This window comes from Streptomyces cyaneofuscatus (assembly GCF_033109485.1).
Taxonomy (GTDB): Bacteria; Actinomycetota; Actinomycetes; order Streptomycetales; family Streptomycetaceae; genus Streptomyces; species Streptomyces cyaneofuscatus.
This window is the reverse complement of the sequence record NZ_CP137002.1, coordinates 7,061,831-7,077,412: the sequence shown is the minus strand read 5'-3', so window position 1 is coordinate 7,077,412 and position 15,582 is coordinate 7,061,831. Positions and strand designations below refer to the sequence as shown.

Sequence of the window (15,582 nt, the reverse complement as noted above, 5' to 3'; positions counted from 1 at the left end):
GCTCACAGAGAGGGGGACACCGTTTCCGGTGTCCCCCTTGCTGGGCTGCTAGTCGCGGGCCGCTGTCAGGTGCTCGGCGTGTTCTTGGAGTGAGCGGACGCCGACGTCGCCGCCGTTGAGGGCGTCGATGCCCTGGACGGCCGCGGCGAGTGCCTGGACGGTGGTCAGGCACGGCACGGACCGGGCCACGGCAGCGGTACGGATCTCGTACCCGTCGAGCCGGCCGCCGGTGCCGTAGGGGGTGTTGACGATGAGGTCGACCTCGCCGTCGTGGATGTGCTGGACGATGGTCTTCTCCCCGTTGGGGCCCTCGCCTTCGGACTGCTTGCGCACGATGGTGGCGTTGATCCCGTTGCGCTTGAGGACCTCGGCGGTGCCGGAGGTGGCCATCAGCTCGAAACCGTGCGCGACGAGCTCACGGGCCGGGAAGATCATGGAGCGCTTGTCCCGGTTCGCGACCGAGATGAACGCCCGCCCGGAGGTGGGCAGCGGCCCGTAGGCGCCTGCTTGGGACTTGGCGTAGGCGGTGCCGAAGACGGAGTCGATGCCCATGACCTCACCCGTGGAGCGCATCTCCGGGCCCAGGACCGTGTCGACACCCCGGCCGTGGATGTCCCGGAACCGCGACCACGGCATGACGGCTTCCTTGACGGAGATCGGCGCATCGAGGGGCAGCGTGCCACCGTCACCGGTCTTCGGGAGCAAGCCCTCGGTGCGCAGCTCGGCGATGGTCGCGCCAAGGGAGATGCGGGCGGCGGCCTTGGCGAGCGGGACGGCGGTCGCCTTGGAGGTGAAGGGGACGGTGCGGGAGGCACGGGGGTTGGCCTCCAGCACGTAGAGGATGTCCCCGGACAGCGCGAACTGGATGTTGATCAGCCCGCGCACCCCGACACCGCGCGCGATGGCCTCGGTGGAGGCGCGCAGCCGCTTGATGTCGAACCCGCCCAAGGTGATCGGGGGCAGGGCGCAGGCGGAGTCCCCGGAGTGGATGCCGGCTTCCTCGATGTGCTCCATGACGCCGCCGAGGTAGAGCTCGGTGCCGTCGTAGAGGGCGTCGACGTCGATCTCGATCGCGTCGTCCAGGAACCGGTCCACCAGCACCGGCCGGGTCGGGCTGATCTCCGTCGACTCCGCGATGTACGACTCCAGGCGCGCCTCGTCGTACACGATCTCCATGCCGCGTCCGCCCAGCACGTAGGAGGGTCGGACGAGGACGGGGTAGCCGATCTCGTCGGCGATCGCCTTGGCGCCCGCGAAGGTGGTGGCGGTGCCGTGCTTCGGGGCGGGCAGCCCGGCTTCGGCGAGGACCTGGCCGAACGCACCACGGTCCTCAGCGGCGTGGATCGCCTCCGGGGAGGTGCCGACGACGGGGACGCCGTTGTCCTTGAGGGCCTGGGAGAGGCCCAGGGGGGTCTGGCCGCCGAGCTGGACGATGACGCCGGCGATGGGTCCGGCGAGGGATTCGGCGTGGACGATCTCCAGGACGTCCTCCAGGGTGAGCGGCTCGAAGTAGAGCCGGTCGGAGGTGTCGTAGTCGGTGGAGACGGTCTCGGGGTTGCAGTTGACCATGACGGTCTCGTACCCGGCGTCGGAGAGGGCGAAGGAGGCGTGGACGCAGGAGTAGTCGAACTCGATGCCCTGCCCGATCCGGTTCGGCCCCGACCCCAGAATGATCACCGCAGGCTTCGTACGCTGAGCGACCTCGGACTCCTCGTCGTAGGAGGAGTAGAAGTACGGCGTCTTCGCCGCGAACTCCGCCGCACACGTATCCACCGTCTTGTACACCGGCCGGATCCCCAGCGCGTGCCGCACCTCACGGACCACGTCCTCACGCAGACCCCGGATCTCACCGATCTGGACGTCGGAGAAGCCGTGCCGCTTGGCCTCCGCGAGCAGCTCAGGACCGAGCTTGTCGGCGGCGGCCAGCTCGTCCGCGATCTCCTTGATCAGGAACAGCTGGTCCACGAACCAGGGGTCGATCTTCGTGGCGTCGAAGACCTCCTCCTGGGTGGCTCCGGCGCGGATGGCCTGCATGACGGTGTTGATCCGGCCGTCGGTCGGACGGACCGCTTCCGCGAGCAGCTCGGCCTTGTCGCCGATGGGGCCGGTGAAGGCGAACTGGGAGCCCTTCTTCTCCAGCGAGCGCAGCGCCTTCTGGAGGGCTTCGGTGAAGTTCCGGCCGATCGCCATCGCCTCCCCCACCGACTTCATGGTGGTGGTGAGGGTGGAGTCGGCGGAGGGGAACTTCTCGAACGCGAACCGCGGCGCCTTCACCACCACGTAGTCGAGCGTCGGCTCGAACGAGGCCGGGGTCTTCTCCGTGATGTCGTTCGGAATCTCGTCCAGCGTGTAGCCGACAGCGAGCTTCGCGGCGATCTTGGCGATCGGGAAACCCGTCGCCTTCGACGCCAGAGCCGAAGAACGGGAGACCCGCGGGTTCATCTCGATCACGATGACCCGCCCGTCGGTCGGGTCGATCGCAAACTGGATGTTGCAGCCACCGGTGTCGACACCCACCTCGCGGATGATCGCGATGCCAACGTCGCGGAGCCGCTGGTACTCGCGGTCGGTGAGGGTCATGGCGGGGGCAACGGTGATGGAGTCACCGGTGTGGACACCCATCGGGTCGAAGTTCTCGATCGAACACACGACCACGACGTTGTCGTTCTTGTCCCGCATCAGCTCCAGCTCGTACTCCTTCCACCCGAGAATCGACTCCTCCAGGAGCACCTCAGTGGTCGGAGACAACGTCAAGCCCTGGCCGGCGATGCGGCGCAGCTCTTCTTCGTCGTGGGCGAAGCCGGAACCCGCGCCGCCCATGGTGAAGGACGGGCGGACGACGACGGGGTAGCCGCCGAGGGTGTCGACGCCCTTGATGACGTCGTCCATGGTGTGGCAGATGACGGAACGGGCGGACTCGCCGTACCCGATCTTCGCCTTCACGGCCTCGACGACGCCCTTGAACAGGTCGCGGTCCTCCCCCTTGTTGATCGCCTCCACATTGGCGCCGATCAGCTCGACCCCGTACTTCTCCAGCACCCCCTGCTCGTGCATGGAGATCGCGGTGTTGAGTGCGGTCTGGCCGCCCAGGGTGGGCAGGAGTGCGTCGGGGCGTTCCTTCGCGATGATCTTCTCGACGAACTCCGGGGTGATCGGCTCGACGTAGGTGGCGTCGGCGATCTCGGGGTCGGTCATGATCGTGGCGGGGTTGGAGTTGACCAGGATGACCCGCAGCCCCTCCGCCTTCAGGACCCGGCAGGCCTGGGTGCCGGAGTAGTCGAACTCGGCGGCCTGGCCGATGACGATCGGACCCGAGCCGATGACCAGGACGGACTGGATATCGGAGCGCTTAGGCACGCTGGCCCTCCATCAGAGAAACGAAACGATCGAACAGGTAAGCGGCATCGTGCGGACCGGCCGCCGCCTCGGGGTGGTACTGGACGCTGAAGGCGGGCCGGTCCAACAGCTGGAGGCCCTCGACGACCTGGTCGTTCAGGCACACGTGGGAGACCTCGGCGCGGCCGAACTTCGTGTCGGACACCTTGTCGAGGGGGGCGTCGACGGCGAAGCCGTGGTTGTGCGCGGTGACCTCGACCTTGCCGGTGGTGCGGTCCTGCACGGGCTGGTTGATCCCCCGGTGCCCGTACTTCAACTTGTACGTCCCGAACCCCAGCGCCCGGCCCAGGATCTGGTTGCCGAAACAGATCCCGAACAACGGCGTCGACCGCTCCAGCACACCCTGCATCAACGCCACCGGGTGATCAGCGGTGGACGGGTCACCGGGACCGTTGGAGAAGAACACACCGTCCGGCTCGACCGCGTACACCTCCTCCAGCGTGGCCGTCGCCGGCAGGACGTGCACCTCGATACCCCGCTCCGCCATCCGGTGCGGCGTCATCCCCTTGATGCCCAGGTCCACCGCCGCGACCGTGAACTTCTTCGTCCCGATCGCGGGAACGACGTACGCCTCCTTCGTCGCCACCTCGGCGGAGAGGTCGGCGCCGGTCATCTCGGGGGCCTGGCGGACCTTGGCGAGGAGAGTGCCCTCGTCGGGGATGGCCTCGCCGGAGAAGATCCCCACCCGCATCGCCCCCCGCTCCCGCAGATGCCGGGTCAGCGCACGCGTATCCACACCGCTGATCCCCACCACACCCTGCGCCACCAGCTCCTCGTCCAACGAACGCTGCGCACGCCAGTTGGACGGCTTACGGGCCGGGTCTCGGACGACGTAACCCGACACCCAGATACGAGCCGACTCCGGGTCCTCGTCGTTCACCCCGGTGTTGCCCACGTGCGGGGCCGTCATGACCACGACCTGACGGTGGTACGAGGGGTCGGTAAGGGTCTCCTGGTAACCGGTCATCCCGGTCGAGAACACCGCCTCGCCGAAGGTCTCCCCCACGGCCCCATAAGCACGGCCGTGGAACGCACGGCCGTCCTCCAGGACGAGTACGGCGGGAGCCTGGGCCCCCCGGGTGGAGATCGTCATCGTGCGGTGCCTTCCGTAGTGGTGCTGGTGAGTTCCGTGGCGGCCGGGACGCCGGCCAGCCGGTTGACGGCGTCGACCCAGGCCTGGTGCTCGGCCGCGCGGTCGGAGCGGAAGCCGGAGTCGATCTGGGTCTCGCCGTGCGCCCAGGTGATGATCAGCAGGCCGCCCTCGGGGAGGACCTTGCCGGCGAGCGCCTTGTCGAGACGGGCCTCGCGCAGGGCCTCGGCCGGGATGAAGAAGTCGCTCGCGCCGGGGCGTACGACGTCCAGGCCGCGTGCCGTGAGCGTCAGCTCGACCCTGCTGCGGGTGCCGAGGCCGTGGGCGACGATCCGGTCGAGCCACTGCCCGGCGGTGGTGGAGGCGTGGTAGCGCCCCTCCAGCGTCAGCAGCGTCTCGTCGTCGGCGAAGCCCTCGGGGGTCGTCGCGAGCGCCGGCAGGTCGGACTGGAGCCGTCCGCGCCATTTCCAGCCCTCGCGCATCAGCCAGTAGACGAGGGCGATGAAGACCAGCAGGCCGATCACCCAGGCGATGCGGGCGGACCAGTCCGTCACTTCCGCCGACTTCTGCTCGGCGGCCAGGAGGTACAGGGGGGTCAGTGTTGTCACGCGAGCTTCCCGTCGACGACCGTGGCACGGCCCCGCAGGAAGGTATGGGTGACGCGGCCCGGCAGCTCACGCCCCTCGTAGGGGGTGTTTCGGCTGCGGGACGCGAAGCCCGCGGGGTCCACGGCTCCACGGTATGCCGGATCGACCAGCGTGAGGTTGGCGGGCTCACCCGCCGAGACGGGACGGCCGTGTCCTTCGAGACGGCCGATGGCCGCGGGGCGGAACGACATGCGGTCGGCGACGCCCGCCCAGTCGATCAGGCCGGTGTCCACCATCGTCTGCTGGACGACGGAGAGCGCGGTCTCCAGGCCCACCATGCCCATGGCGGCCGCGGCCCACTCGCAGTCCTTGTCCTCGTGCGGGTGCGGGGCGTGGTCGGTGGCCACGCAGTCGATCGTGCCGTCGGCGAGCGCCTCGCGCAGGGCCATGACATCGGCTTCCGTGCGCAGCGGCGGGTTCACCTTGTAGACCGGGTTGTAGGAGCGGACCAGCTCGTCGGTGAGGAGGAGGTGGTGCGGGGTGACCTCGGCCGTGACGTTCCAGCCCTTGGACTTGGCCCAGCGGACGATCTCCACGGAGCCGGCGGTGGAGAGGTGGCAGATGTGGACGCGGGAGCCGACGTGGGCGGCGAGGAGGACATCGCGGGCGATGATCGACTCCTCGGCGACGGCGGGCCAGCCGCCGAGCCCGAGCTCGGCGGAGACGATGCCCTCGTTCATCTGGGCGCCCTCGGTGAGGCGGGGCTCCTGGGCGTGCTGGGCGACGACACCGTCGAAGGCCTTCACGTACTCCAAGGCGCGGCGCATGATCACCGCGTCGTCGACGCACTTGCCGTCGTCGGAGAAGACCTTCACTCCGGCGGCCGAGTCGTGCATCGCGCCGAGCTCGGCGAGCTGCTTGCCCTCCAGACCGACGGTGACGGCGCCGACGGGCTGGACGTCGCAGTAGCCGGACTCCTTGCCCAGGCGCCAGACCTGCTCGACTACGCCGGCGGTGTCGGCGACGGGGAAGGTGTTGGCCATGGCGTGGACGGCGGTGAAGCCGCCCGCCGCCGCTGCCCGGGTGCCGGTGAGGACGGTCTCGGAGTCCTCGCGGCCGGGCTCGCGCAGGTGGGTGTGGAGGTCGACGAGGCCCGGCAGCAGGATCTGGCCCGCCGCCTCGACGACGGTGGCGCCCTCGGGGGCCTCGATGCCGGTGCCCACCTCGGCGACGGTCTCGCCGTCGATCAGCACGTCCTGCGGCTCGCCGCCGAGGATGCGCGCACCGCGGATAAGGATCTTGCTCATGGTTACTTGGTCTCCTCGGTACGGGCGGTGGCCTCGGTACGGGCGGGGCTCTCGGTACGGGCAGAGCCTTCGGGGCGGGCGGGAGCGGACAGGGCGGTGTCGGAGCCGCCGAGCAGCAGGTAGAGGACAGCCATCCGGATGGAGACGCCGTTGGCGACCTGCTCGACGACCGTGCAGCGGTCGGAGTCGGCGACCTCGGCGGTGATCTCCATGCCGCGGACCATCGGGCCGGGGTGCATGACGATGGCGTGCTCGGGCATCTTCGCCATGCGCTGGCCGTCCAGGCCGTAGCGGCGGGAGTACTCGCGCTCGGTCGGGAAGTAGGCGGCGTTCATCCGTTCGCGCTGCACACGCAGCATCATCACCGCGTCGGACTTCGCCAGCACGTCGTCGAGGCTGTAGCTGACGTCGCAGGGCCACTGTTCGACGCCCACGGGGACCAGGGTGGGCGGGGCCACCAGGGTGACGTGTGCGCCCAGGGTGGTGAGCAGGTGGACGTTGGAGCGGGCGACGCGGCTGTGCAGGATGTCGCCGACGATGGTGATCCGGCGGCCGTCGAGGTCCCGGCCGAGGCCGGCGTCGGCGCCGACGAGGCGGCGCCGCATGGTGAAGGCGTCCAGCAGCGCCTGGGTGGGGTGCTCGTGGGTGCCGTCGCCGGCGTTGACCACGGCTCCGTCGATCCAGCCGGAGGTGGCGAGCCGGTAGGGGGCGCCGGAGGAGCCGTGCCGGATGACGACGGCGTCGGCGCCCATCGCCTCCAGGGTCAGCGCGGTGTCCTTGAGGGACTCGCCCTTGGAGACGGAGGAGCCCTTGGCGGAGAAGTTGATGACGTCGGCGGAGAGCCGCTTGGCGGCGGCCTCGAAGGAGATGCGGGTCCGGGTCGAGTCCTCGAAGAAGAGGTTGACGACGGTACGGCCGCGCAGGGTGGGGAGCTTCTTGATCGGCCGGTCCGCGACCCGGGCCATCTCCTCGGCGGTGTCGAGGATCAGGACGGCGTCGTCGCGGGTGAGGTCGGCGGCCGAGATGAGGTGGCGCTTCATCTGGGGTTCTCCGGTGGCTGGAGGAGGGTTGAAGGCATGCGGGCGCGCAGGAGCGAGCCGTACGTCCCCCGAAGGGCCGTACGGGAGCCGTTCGGGCTACTGCGCGTCCGCGGGAGCGGCCTGCTGGACGCCGAGCAGCACGGCGTCGCGGCCGTCCTCCTCGGCGAGCTGGACCTTGACCGTCTCCCGCAGCGACGTGGGGAGGTTCTTGCCGACGTAGTCGGCGCGGATCGGGAGTTCGCGGTGGCCGCGGTCGACGAGGACCGCGAGCTGCACGGCGCGCGGGCGGCCGATGTCGCCGAGCGCGTCGAGTGCGGCGCGGATCGTGCGGCCGGAGAAGAGCACGTCGTCGACCAGGACGACCAGTTTCCCCTCGATCCCCTCGCCGGGGATGTCCGTACGGGCCAGGGCGCGCGCCGGGCGCAGCCGCAGGTCGTCGCGGTACATGGTGATGTCGAGGGAGCCGACCGGCATCTTCCGGCCGGTGATCTCTTCGAGTTTGTCGGCGAGCCGGCGGGCGAGGAAGACGCCCCGCGTCGGGATGCCGAGCAGCACCACATCGTCGGCGCCCTTGGCGCGTTCGACGATCTCGTGGGCGATACGGGTCAGAACACGGGCGATGTCGGGGGCCTCGAGAACGGGGCGTGCCGCGTTGCCGGTGTCGTCGTGCTGTGCGTCCATAAGAAACGGACCTCCTTCTCCGCCTCACGGGACGGACCTTAAAGGACGTCGAAATTACGTCATCCACGTTACCAGGGCTTGTGCAAGGCCTTGGCCCCGCCCCCTGGAGGTGCCGGTCCGGACCATCCGGCTTGACGCATCCAAGTAACGCTGCGTAACCTCACAGTGAGTTACCAGCCACGCGGCGGAGCCGCACACTGTTCCAGCGTCCGGGGAGCCATATGTCCAGCGAATACGCAAAACAGCTCGGGGCCAAACTCCGTGCCATCCGCACCCAGCAGGGCCTCTCCCTCCACGGCGTGGAGGAGAAGTCACAGGGTCGCTGGAAGGCCGTCGTGGTCGGTTCGTACGAGCGCGGCGACCGTGCCGTGACCGTACAGCGCCTCGCCGAGCTGGCGGATTTCTACGGGGTCCCGGTGCAGGAGCTGCTGCCCGGTACGACTCCGGGCGGGGCCGCCGAGCCGCCGCCGAAGCTCGTCCTGGACCTGGAGCGCCTCGCCCACGTCCCGCCGGAGAAGGCCGGTCCGCTGCAGCGCTACGCGGCGACCATCCAGAGCCAGCGCGGTGACTACAACGGCAAGGTGCTCTCGATCCGCCAGGACGACCTGCGCACCCTCGCCGTGATCTACGACCAGTCGCCTTCCGTGCTCACGGAGCAGCTCATCAGCTGGGGCGTGCTGGACGCGGACGCGCGCCGCGCGGTCTCCCACGACGAGAGCTGAGACCGGGACCGGGAGGTCAGGGTCCGCCACCCACAGCGGACCCATCAGCAGAAACGTGCCGCCGGGCCGGCGGGAGCCTTCGGGTCCCCGCCGGCCCGGCGTTTTCGTCCCTGTCGCGGCGGCGCGGACGGTCGCGGCGGCGCGGACGCCGAAGGGCCCACGGTCGGCTGACCGTGGGCCCTTCGTGGCGTGCATGGCGCAGCGGCCCCGCACAGAGCGGGCTACTGCTCCCGGCGGAGGTTCGGCTTGAGGTCCTTGAAGCGGGCCAGCAGACCGTTCACGAACGACGGGGAGTCGTCGGTGGAGAACTCCTTGGCGAGCTGTACCGCCTCGTCGATCACCACGGCGTCCGGGGTCTCGTCCATCCAGATCAGCTCGTACGCGCCGAGCCGGATGATGCTGCGGTCGACGACCGGCATGCGGTCGATCTCCCAGTCCACGGCGTAGGTGACGATGAGGTCGTCGATCCGGTCCGCGTACTGCGCGTACCCCTCGACCAGCTCCATCGTGAATTCGCCGACCGGCGGCTGACGGTCGTCGGTCCGCGAGTGCCGGACCCAGTCCGCGAGGACGCTCTGCACGGACTCACCGCGCTGGTCGGCCTCGAAGAGGATCTGGAAGGCGCGCTTGCGGGCCTTGTTCCGGGCAGCCACGGTTAGCTGTTCACCCGGCCGAGGTAGTCGCCCGAGCGGGTGTCGACCTTGATCTTCTCGCCGGTGGAGATGAAGAGCGGCACGCCGATCTCGTAACCGGTCTCCAGGGTGGCGGGCTTGGTGCCGCCGGTGGAGCGGTCACCCTGGACGCCCGGGTCGGTGTGCTGGATGGTCAGCTCGACCGCGGCGGGCAGCTCGACGTAGAGCACCTCGCCCTCGTGCTGGGCGACGGAGGCGGTGAAGCCTTCGATCAGGAAGTTGGCGGCGTCGCCGACGGCCTTGCGGTCGACCATGAGCTGGTCGTACGTGTCCATGTCCATGAAGACGAAGTACTCGCCGTCCATGTACGAGAACTGCATGTCACGGCGGTCGATGGTGGCCGTGTCGACCTTCACGCCGGCGTTGAACGTCTTGTCGACGACCTTGCCGGAGAGCACGTTCTTGAGCTTGGTGCGCACGAAGGCGGGGCCCTTGCCGGGCTTGACGTGCTGGAACTCGACGACGGACCAGAGCTGGCCTCCGTCGAGCTTGAGCACCAGGCCGTTCTTGAGGTCGTTCGTGGAAGCCACGGTTGCGGAATCTCCTGGACTGAAGCTGGTGGAACGACCGGGGATGCGCGCTAGAGCGCGAGCAGTTCCTTGGTCGTCATGGTGAGTAGCTCGGGTCCGCCGTCCGCCTCGGGGCGCACGACGAGCGTGTCATCGATCCGGACACCGCCCCGGCCCGGGAGGTGGACCCCCGGTCCGACGGTGACCGGCACACAAGCGTCCAGTTTACCCATGGCTGTCGGTGCCAATTGCGGGTCCTCCTCGATTTCGAGCCCCACACCGTGCCCGGTCCTCGGCTGGAGGCCCTCTCCGTACCCCGCCAGCTCGAGCGGATGCCTGGCCGCACGGTCCACGTCCCGGTAGGCGGCGCCCGGCGCCAGGGCCTCCCTGCCTCCCCGCTGAGCGGCGAAAACGAGGTCGTAGAGCTCGATCTGCCACTGGGCGGGGGCGGTGCCGATGACGAAGGTGCGGCCGATCTCGCAGCGGTAGCCGTGGTAGTTCGCGCCGAGGCGGACGGAGAGGAAATCCCCCTCCTCGACCCGGCGGTCGGAGGGCCGGTGGCGCCCCTGGCCGGAGTTGGGGCCGGTGGCGACGGAGGTGGCGAAGGCGGGGCCGTCCGCCCCGTGGTCGACCAGGCGGCGCTCCAGCTCCAGCGCGAGATGCCGCTCGGTGCGGCCGACCAGGATCGATTCGAGGAGCTCTCCGAGGGCCTGGTCGGTGATCTCCGCGGCGATGCGCAGACAGCCGATCTCCTCCTCGTCCTTGACGATCCGCTGCTGTTCCACGGTGAAGCCCAGATCGGCCAGCCTGAGGCGCGGTGCGGCCTTCCCCATGGCCCGGTGCCGGGCCACGGTCAGGTCGTGCTCCTCCACGGCGAGCGACTCCGCGCCCGAGGCGGCGGCGAGCCCCGCGGCCGCCACCACCGGGTCCCCGTCGGGGACGGGCAGGACGTCGACCCGCAACGCCTCGTCGGGCCGCCCGTGGCCGGGTTCGCCGGCTGGGGCGCGGGGGCAGAGCAGAACGTCCTCCCCGGGGCCGAGCAGCAGCACGGCGCCGGGCGGCGCTCCGCCCGCGAGATAGCGGACGTTGGCGGGGCGGGAGACCAGGGCGGCCGCGGACCCCGCGGCGGCGCACCGGTCGCGGAGCAGCCCGCGTCGGACGGCGTGCACCTCAGACATGCTCCGAGCGTACGAACGAATCCCCCTCCCCGCCCGGCCAGCGCATCCGACCGGGGGCCCGCAGGGCCGCTTACCAGGCGGGCGGGGACGCGATGGAGCGGGCGAGCACGTCGTCCAGGACCCGGGCGGTGGTCTCCACGTCGTACGTCGAGTTGTCGATGATCGGGAGCCCGGAGCCGTACCAGCCGGCCATCCGGCCGTGGATGCGGGCGACCTCCTCGTCGGAGAGCCTGCGGTTGCCGCTGCGGGCGGCGTTCCGCTCCAGGACGATCTCCAGTCCTGGCAGCAGCACGACGGGCAGCAGCCCCGGGCCCACATGGCGCTTCCAGCCGCCGAGGCCGACGACCGGGCGGTCGGGGAAGACGGCGTCGTCGAGGATGCAGGAGATGCCGTTGGCAAGGAAGTTACGGGCGGCGAAGCCGCAGGTGCGGCGGGCCAGGCGGTACTGGGCCTCGGAGTGGTCGTTCCAGCCGGCCTGGGGGTCGGCGAAGCCGGAGCAGACCCATTCGCGGACGTCGTCCAGGGAGACGTGGGCGGTGGGCACCCGGCGGCGGGCCGCCCAGAGCCGGGCCACGGTGGTCTTGCCCGCGCCAGCGGGGCCGATCAGCAGCACGGCGAGCGTGGCGCCGCCGGTGCCGGGCTCGGCGGGGGGTGCGGGCAGCGCCACGGGGCCGCCCGGGGGCAGCTGGACGTGTCCGGTGGCCTGGCCGCCGGAGGGCGGCGGGATGGGCCCGGTGCCGCTCCAGCCGTGCTGGGGAGCCTGGCCGGGGGCGGGAGGCTGCGGTGCGTGCCCCGGGGCCGGAGGCGGAGGGGCCTGGCCGTGCGCGGGAGGCTGGGGGGCCTGACCGGGGGCGGCGGGCGGCGGGGGTATCGGGGGTTGGCCCGGCGGTCCGGGGTGACCGGGGTGCTGGGCCTGGTGCGACCAGCCGGCAGGCCCGTGACCGGGTCCTTGGGGCGGCGGCAGCGGGGCCCCCACTGGGTGCTGCATCCGGTGGCCACTCCGTCTCGTAACTGCGACTGACGCTGATGGGACGGCTACCGTACCTTCCCGGGCCGTCTCAAGGTGAACGGCCCGGGAGGGTACAGAGTGCCCGTGAGCACCGGCGGACTGTCAGTCCGTCAGTTCGTCGGCGAGGGCCCGCAGGGCGAGCCGGTAGGAGCCGATGCCGAAACCGGCGATCGTGCCGGTGGCCACTGGGGCGACCACCGAGGTGTGCCGGAACTCCTCGCGGGCGTACGGGTTGGAGATGTGCACCTCGATCAGCGGGGCGGTGCGCTGCGCGGCCGCATCCCGCATCCCGTACGAGTAGTGCGTGAAGGCACCCGGGTTGAGGACGACCGGAATCGAACCGTCCGCCGCCTCGTGGAGCCAGCGGATCAGTTCGCCCTCGTCGTTCGTCTCGCGTACGTCGACGTCGAAGCCGAGCTCCTTGCCGAGCACGGTGCAGGCCTCCACGAGTCCGGCGTAGGAGGTGGCCCCGTAGACGTCGGGCTCGCGGGAGCCGAGCCGGCCGAGGTTGGGGCCGTTGAGCACGAAGACCCTGCGGGTCACGCGGAGACCTCCCCGTAGGCGGCGAGCAGCACGGCCGGGTCGGGGCCTTCCAGGACGGTGGGCTTGCCGAGGGCGTCCAGGACGATGAAGCGCAGGAGGTCGCCTCGGGACTTCTTGTCGACCTTCATGTTCTCCAGCAGCTTGGGCCACTGGTCGCCGCGGTAGGTGAGCGGCAGCCCCACCGACTCCAGGATAGTCCGGTGCCGGTCGGCGGTGGCGTCGTCGAGGCGCCCGGCGAGCCGGCCCAGCTCGGCGGCGAAGACCATGCCGATGGAGACGGCGGCTCCGTGGCGCCACTTGTAGCGCTCGTTCTTCTCGATGGCGTGGCCGAGGGTGTGGCCGTAGTTGAGGATCTCGCGGAGGCCGGACTCCTTGAGGTCGCTGGAGACGACCTCGGCCTTGACCCGGATGGAGCGCTCGATCAGCTCGGCGGTGTGCGGCCCGGCGGGCGTACGGGCGGCCTCCGGGTCGGCCTCGATCAGGTCGAGGATGACCGGGTCGGCGATGAAGCCAGCCTTGATGATCTCGGCCATGCCGGAGACGTAGTCGTGGACCGGCAGGGATTCCAGGGCCGCGAGGTCGCAGAGGACCCCGGCGGGCGGGTGGAAGGCGCCCACCAGGTTCTTGCCCTCGGCGGTGTTGATGCCGGTCTTGCCGCCGACGGCCGCGTCGACCATGCCGAGCACGGTGGTGGGGACCGCGATCCAGCGCACCCCGCGCAGCCAGCTGGCCGCGACGAACCCGGCGACGTCCGTGGTGGCGCCGCCGCCGATGCCGATGATGACGTCGGTGCGGGTGAAGCCGGTCTGGCCAAGCGCCTTCCAGCAGTAGGCGGCGACCTCGACGGTCTTGGCCTCCTCCGCGTTGGGCAGCTGGATCGCGATGGCCTCGTACCCCTGGCCCGCGAGGTCCTGGCGGACCGCCTCTCCGGTCTCGGCGAGCGCCTCGGGGTGCAGCACGGCGACCCGCTTCGCGCGGTCGCCGATGAGCTGGGGCAGCTCGCCGAGGAGCTGGTGGCCGACGAGGACCTCGTACGGGTCGGAGCCCGCGGAGCCTGCGACCTGGATGCGGGTGGGGCTCTGCTGCGTCATGCCGGTGCTCTCCACGCCGGGGGCGGCTTGGCCCTCCGGCAGTTCCAGTGCGTCGATGATCGCCTGGGCGACCTCTTCGGGGGTGTTCTCGTCGGTGGCGACGACGGTACGGGCGACCTCTTCGTAGAGGTGGCGGCGGGCGTCCATCAGCTCGCGCCACTGCCGGCGCGGGTTGACCGCGAGCAGCGGGCGGGCGGCGCCCAGACCGACGCGGCGGACGGCCTCGTCCACGTCCATGGAGAGGTAGACGACCGGGCGGTCCGCCAGCAGCTCCCTGGTCGCCCCGTCCAGGACGGCTCCGCCGCCGAGGGAGAGGACGCCCGCGTGTCCGGTGAGGGCCGCGGCGACGGCCCGGCGCTCCAGGGCGCGGAAGTGGTCCTCGCCCTCGTCGTAGAAGATCTCCGCGATCGGCTTGCCCGCCTCGGCGACGACGTCCGCGTCGGTGTCCCGGTAGGTGGTGCCGAGCCGGGCGGCGAGCAGTTCGCCGACGGTGGACTTGCCGACGCCCATCGGGCCGACGAGGACGATCAGGGGGCCGGTCATCGGATCTTGAGGTGGTCGAGGTACGACTGCACGTTGCGGGCAGTCTCGGCCACGCTGTCGCCGCCGAACTTCTCCGCGACGGCGTCGGCCAGGACCAGGGCGACCATCGCCTCCGCGACGATGCCCGCGGCCGGGACGGCGCAGACGTCGGAGCGCTGGTGGTGGGCCTTGGTGGCCTCGCCGGTGGTGACGTCCACGGTGGCCAGGGCGCGCGGCACGGTCGCGATGGGCTTCATCGCGGCGCGGACGCGGAGCAGCTCGCCGGTGGTGAGGCCGCCCTCGGTGCCGCCGGAACGGCCGGAGGTGCGCCGGATGCCCTCGTCGGTGGCGACGATCTCGTCGTGCGCCTTCGAGCCAGGGACCCGGGCCAGCTCGAAGCCGTCGCCGACCTCGACGCCCTTGATGGCCTGGATGCCCATGAGCGCGGCGGCGAGCCGGGCGTCCAGGCGGCGGTCCCAGTGCACGTGCGAGCCGAGCCCGACGGGCACGCCGTACGCCAGCACCTCGACGACGCCGCCTAGGGTGTCGCCGTCCTTGTGGGCCTGGTCGATCTCGGCCACCATCGCCTTGGACGCGTCGGCGTCCAGGCAGCGGACCGGGTCGGCGTCCAGCTTCTCCACGTCGCCGGGGACCGGGACGACACCGTAGGGCGCCTTCGCGGCGGCCAGCTCCACGACATGGCTGACGATCTCGATGCCCGCGGTCTCCTTGAGGTAGGAGCGGGCGACGGTCCCGAGGGCGACACGCGCGGCGGTCTCCCGGGCGCTGGCGCGCTCCAGGACCGGCCGGGCCTCGTCGAAGCCGTACTTCTGCATCCCCGCCAGGTCGGCGTGGCCGGGGCGGGGCCGGGTCAGCGGGGCGTTACGGGCCGACTCGGCCAGTACGGCGGGGTCGACCGGGTCGGCCGCCATGACCTGCTCCCACTTGGGCCACTCGGTGTTGCCGACCATGACGGCGACCGGGGAGCCCATGGTGAGGCCGTGGCGTACGCCGCCGAGGAAGGTGACCTCGTCCTTCTCGAACTTCATCCGGGCACCTCGGCCGTAGCCGAGCCGTCGCCGGGCCAGCGCCTCCGCGACCATCTCCGTGGTGATCGGGACACCGGCGGGAAGTCCCTCCAGCGTCGCCACCAGTGCGGGGCCGTGCGACTCCCCCGCGGTCAGCCAGCGCAACCTGCTCAACGGTGCTCCCTCA

Annotated in this window: 14 protein-coding genes; 1 reads left to right on the top strand and 13 read right to left on the bottom strand. The window is 70.9% G+C overall.

Features of this window, described 5'->3' with window-relative positions; translation table 11 throughout:
* Nucleotides 1–48: 48 nt before the first annotated feature.
* From carB to pyrR, 6 genes are all read right to left on the bottom strand, one after another.
* The gene (gene carB / locus R2B67_RS31285; protein ID WP_317822646.1) at nt 49–3,357 is read right to left on the bottom strand and encodes a carbamoyl-phosphate synthase large subunit; all 3,309 of its coding nucleotides are present in this window, start codon (nt 3,355–3,357) and stop codon (nt 49–51) included.
* The gene (gene carA / locus R2B67_RS31280) at nt 3,350–4,489 is read right to left on the bottom strand and encodes a glutamine-hydrolyzing carbamoyl-phosphate synthase small subunit (RefSeq protein WP_317822644.1); all 1,140 of its coding nucleotides are present in this window, start codon (nt 4,487–4,489) and stop codon (nt 3,350–3,352) included. Before carA ends, carB begins: the two co-directional genes overlap by 8 nt.
* Nucleotides 4,486–5,094, bottom strand: a complete 609-nt coding sequence (locus tag R2B67_RS31275; RefSeq protein WP_317822642.1) for a PH-like domain-containing protein — start codon at nt 5,092–5,094, stop codon at nt 4,486–4,488. Before R2B67_RS31275 ends, carA begins: the two co-directional genes overlap by 4 nt.
* Nucleotides 5,091–6,380: a dihydroorotase gene (locus R2B67_RS31270; RefSeq protein WP_317822640.1), complete on the bottom strand. Its 1,290-nt coding sequence runs from the start codon at nt 6,378–6,380 to the stop codon at nt 5,091–5,093. Before R2B67_RS31270 ends, R2B67_RS31275 begins: the two co-directional genes overlap by 4 nt.
* Nucleotides 6,381–6,382: 2 nt before the next feature.
* Nucleotides 6,383–7,420, bottom strand: a complete 1,038-nt coding sequence (locus R2B67_RS31265) for an aspartate carbamoyltransferase catalytic subunit (protein WP_317822638.1) — start codon at nt 7,418–7,420, stop codon at nt 6,383–6,385.
* Between the two features lie 96 nt (nt 7,421–7,516).
* Nucleotides 7,517–8,101: a bifunctional pyr operon transcriptional regulator/uracil phosphoribosyltransferase PyrR gene (gene pyrR, locus R2B67_RS31260; protein WP_018515203.1), complete on the bottom strand. Its 585-nt coding sequence runs from the start codon at nt 8,099–8,101 to the stop codon at nt 7,517–7,519.
* A 221-nt stretch (nt 8,102–8,322) separates the two neighbouring features.
* Here pyrR and bldD point away from each other — a divergent pair, with 221 nt between their 5' ends.
* Entirely contained in the window at nt 8,323–8,823 is a 501-nt protein-coding gene (gene bldD / locus R2B67_RS31255) for a transcriptional regulator BldD (protein WP_006123181.1), read from the top strand.
* A gap of 221 nt (nt 8,824–9,044) precedes the next feature.
* On the opposite strand, the gene nusB is transcribed toward bldD, so the two are convergent.
* The 7 genes from nusB to aroC all read right to left on the bottom strand — a co-directional run bounded on the left by nusB (nt 9,045) and on the right by aroC (nt 15,569).
* The gene (gene nusB / locus R2B67_RS31250) at nt 9,045–9,476 is read right to left on the bottom strand and encodes a transcription antitermination factor NusB (RefSeq protein ID WP_018515204.1); all 432 of its coding nucleotides are present in this window, start codon (nt 9,474–9,476) and stop codon (nt 9,045–9,047) included.
* 2 nt (nt 9,477–9,478) lie between these two features.
* Nucleotides 9,479–10,045 carry an elongation factor P gene (efp, locus tag R2B67_RS31245; protein WP_018515205.1) on the bottom strand — a complete coding sequence of 189 codons (567 nt, stop codon included), beginning with the start codon at nt 10,043–10,045 and terminating at the stop codon, nt 9,479–9,481.
* Nucleotides 10,046–10,095: 50 nt separating this feature from the next.
* Nucleotides 10,096–11,202 (bottom strand): M24 family metallopeptidase, encoded by a 1,107-nt coding sequence (locus tag R2B67_RS31240; RefSeq protein WP_317822632.1) that lies wholly within the window; start codon nt 11,200–11,202, stop codon nt 10,096–10,098.
* Nucleotides 11,203–11,272: 70 nt separating this feature from the next.
* A complete protein-coding gene (locus R2B67_RS31235; protein ID WP_317822631.1) occupies nt 11,273–12,190 on the bottom strand; it encodes a Pro-rich N-terminal domain-containing protein in 918 nt (305 codons plus the stop codon).
* Between the two features lie 123 nt (nt 12,191–12,313).
* Complete coding sequence (aroQ, locus tag R2B67_RS31230; RefSeq protein ID WP_018515208.1) at nt 12,314–12,754, bottom strand: type II 3-dehydroquinate dehydratase; 441 nt, start codon at nt 12,752–12,754, stop codon at nt 12,314–12,316.
* Nucleotides 12,751–14,388: a 3-dehydroquinate synthase gene (aroB, locus tag R2B67_RS31225; protein WP_317822629.1), complete on the bottom strand. Its 1,638-nt coding sequence runs from the start codon at nt 14,386–14,388 to the stop codon at nt 12,751–12,753. The genes aroQ and aroB overlap by 4 nt, the downstream gene beginning before the upstream one ends.
* Entirely contained in the window at nt 14,385–15,569 is a 1,185-nt protein-coding gene (gene aroC / locus R2B67_RS31220; protein WP_026242057.1) for a chorismate synthase, read from the bottom strand. Before aroC ends, aroB begins: the two co-directional genes overlap by 4 nt.
* Nucleotides 15,570–15,582: the final 13 nt, after the last annotated feature.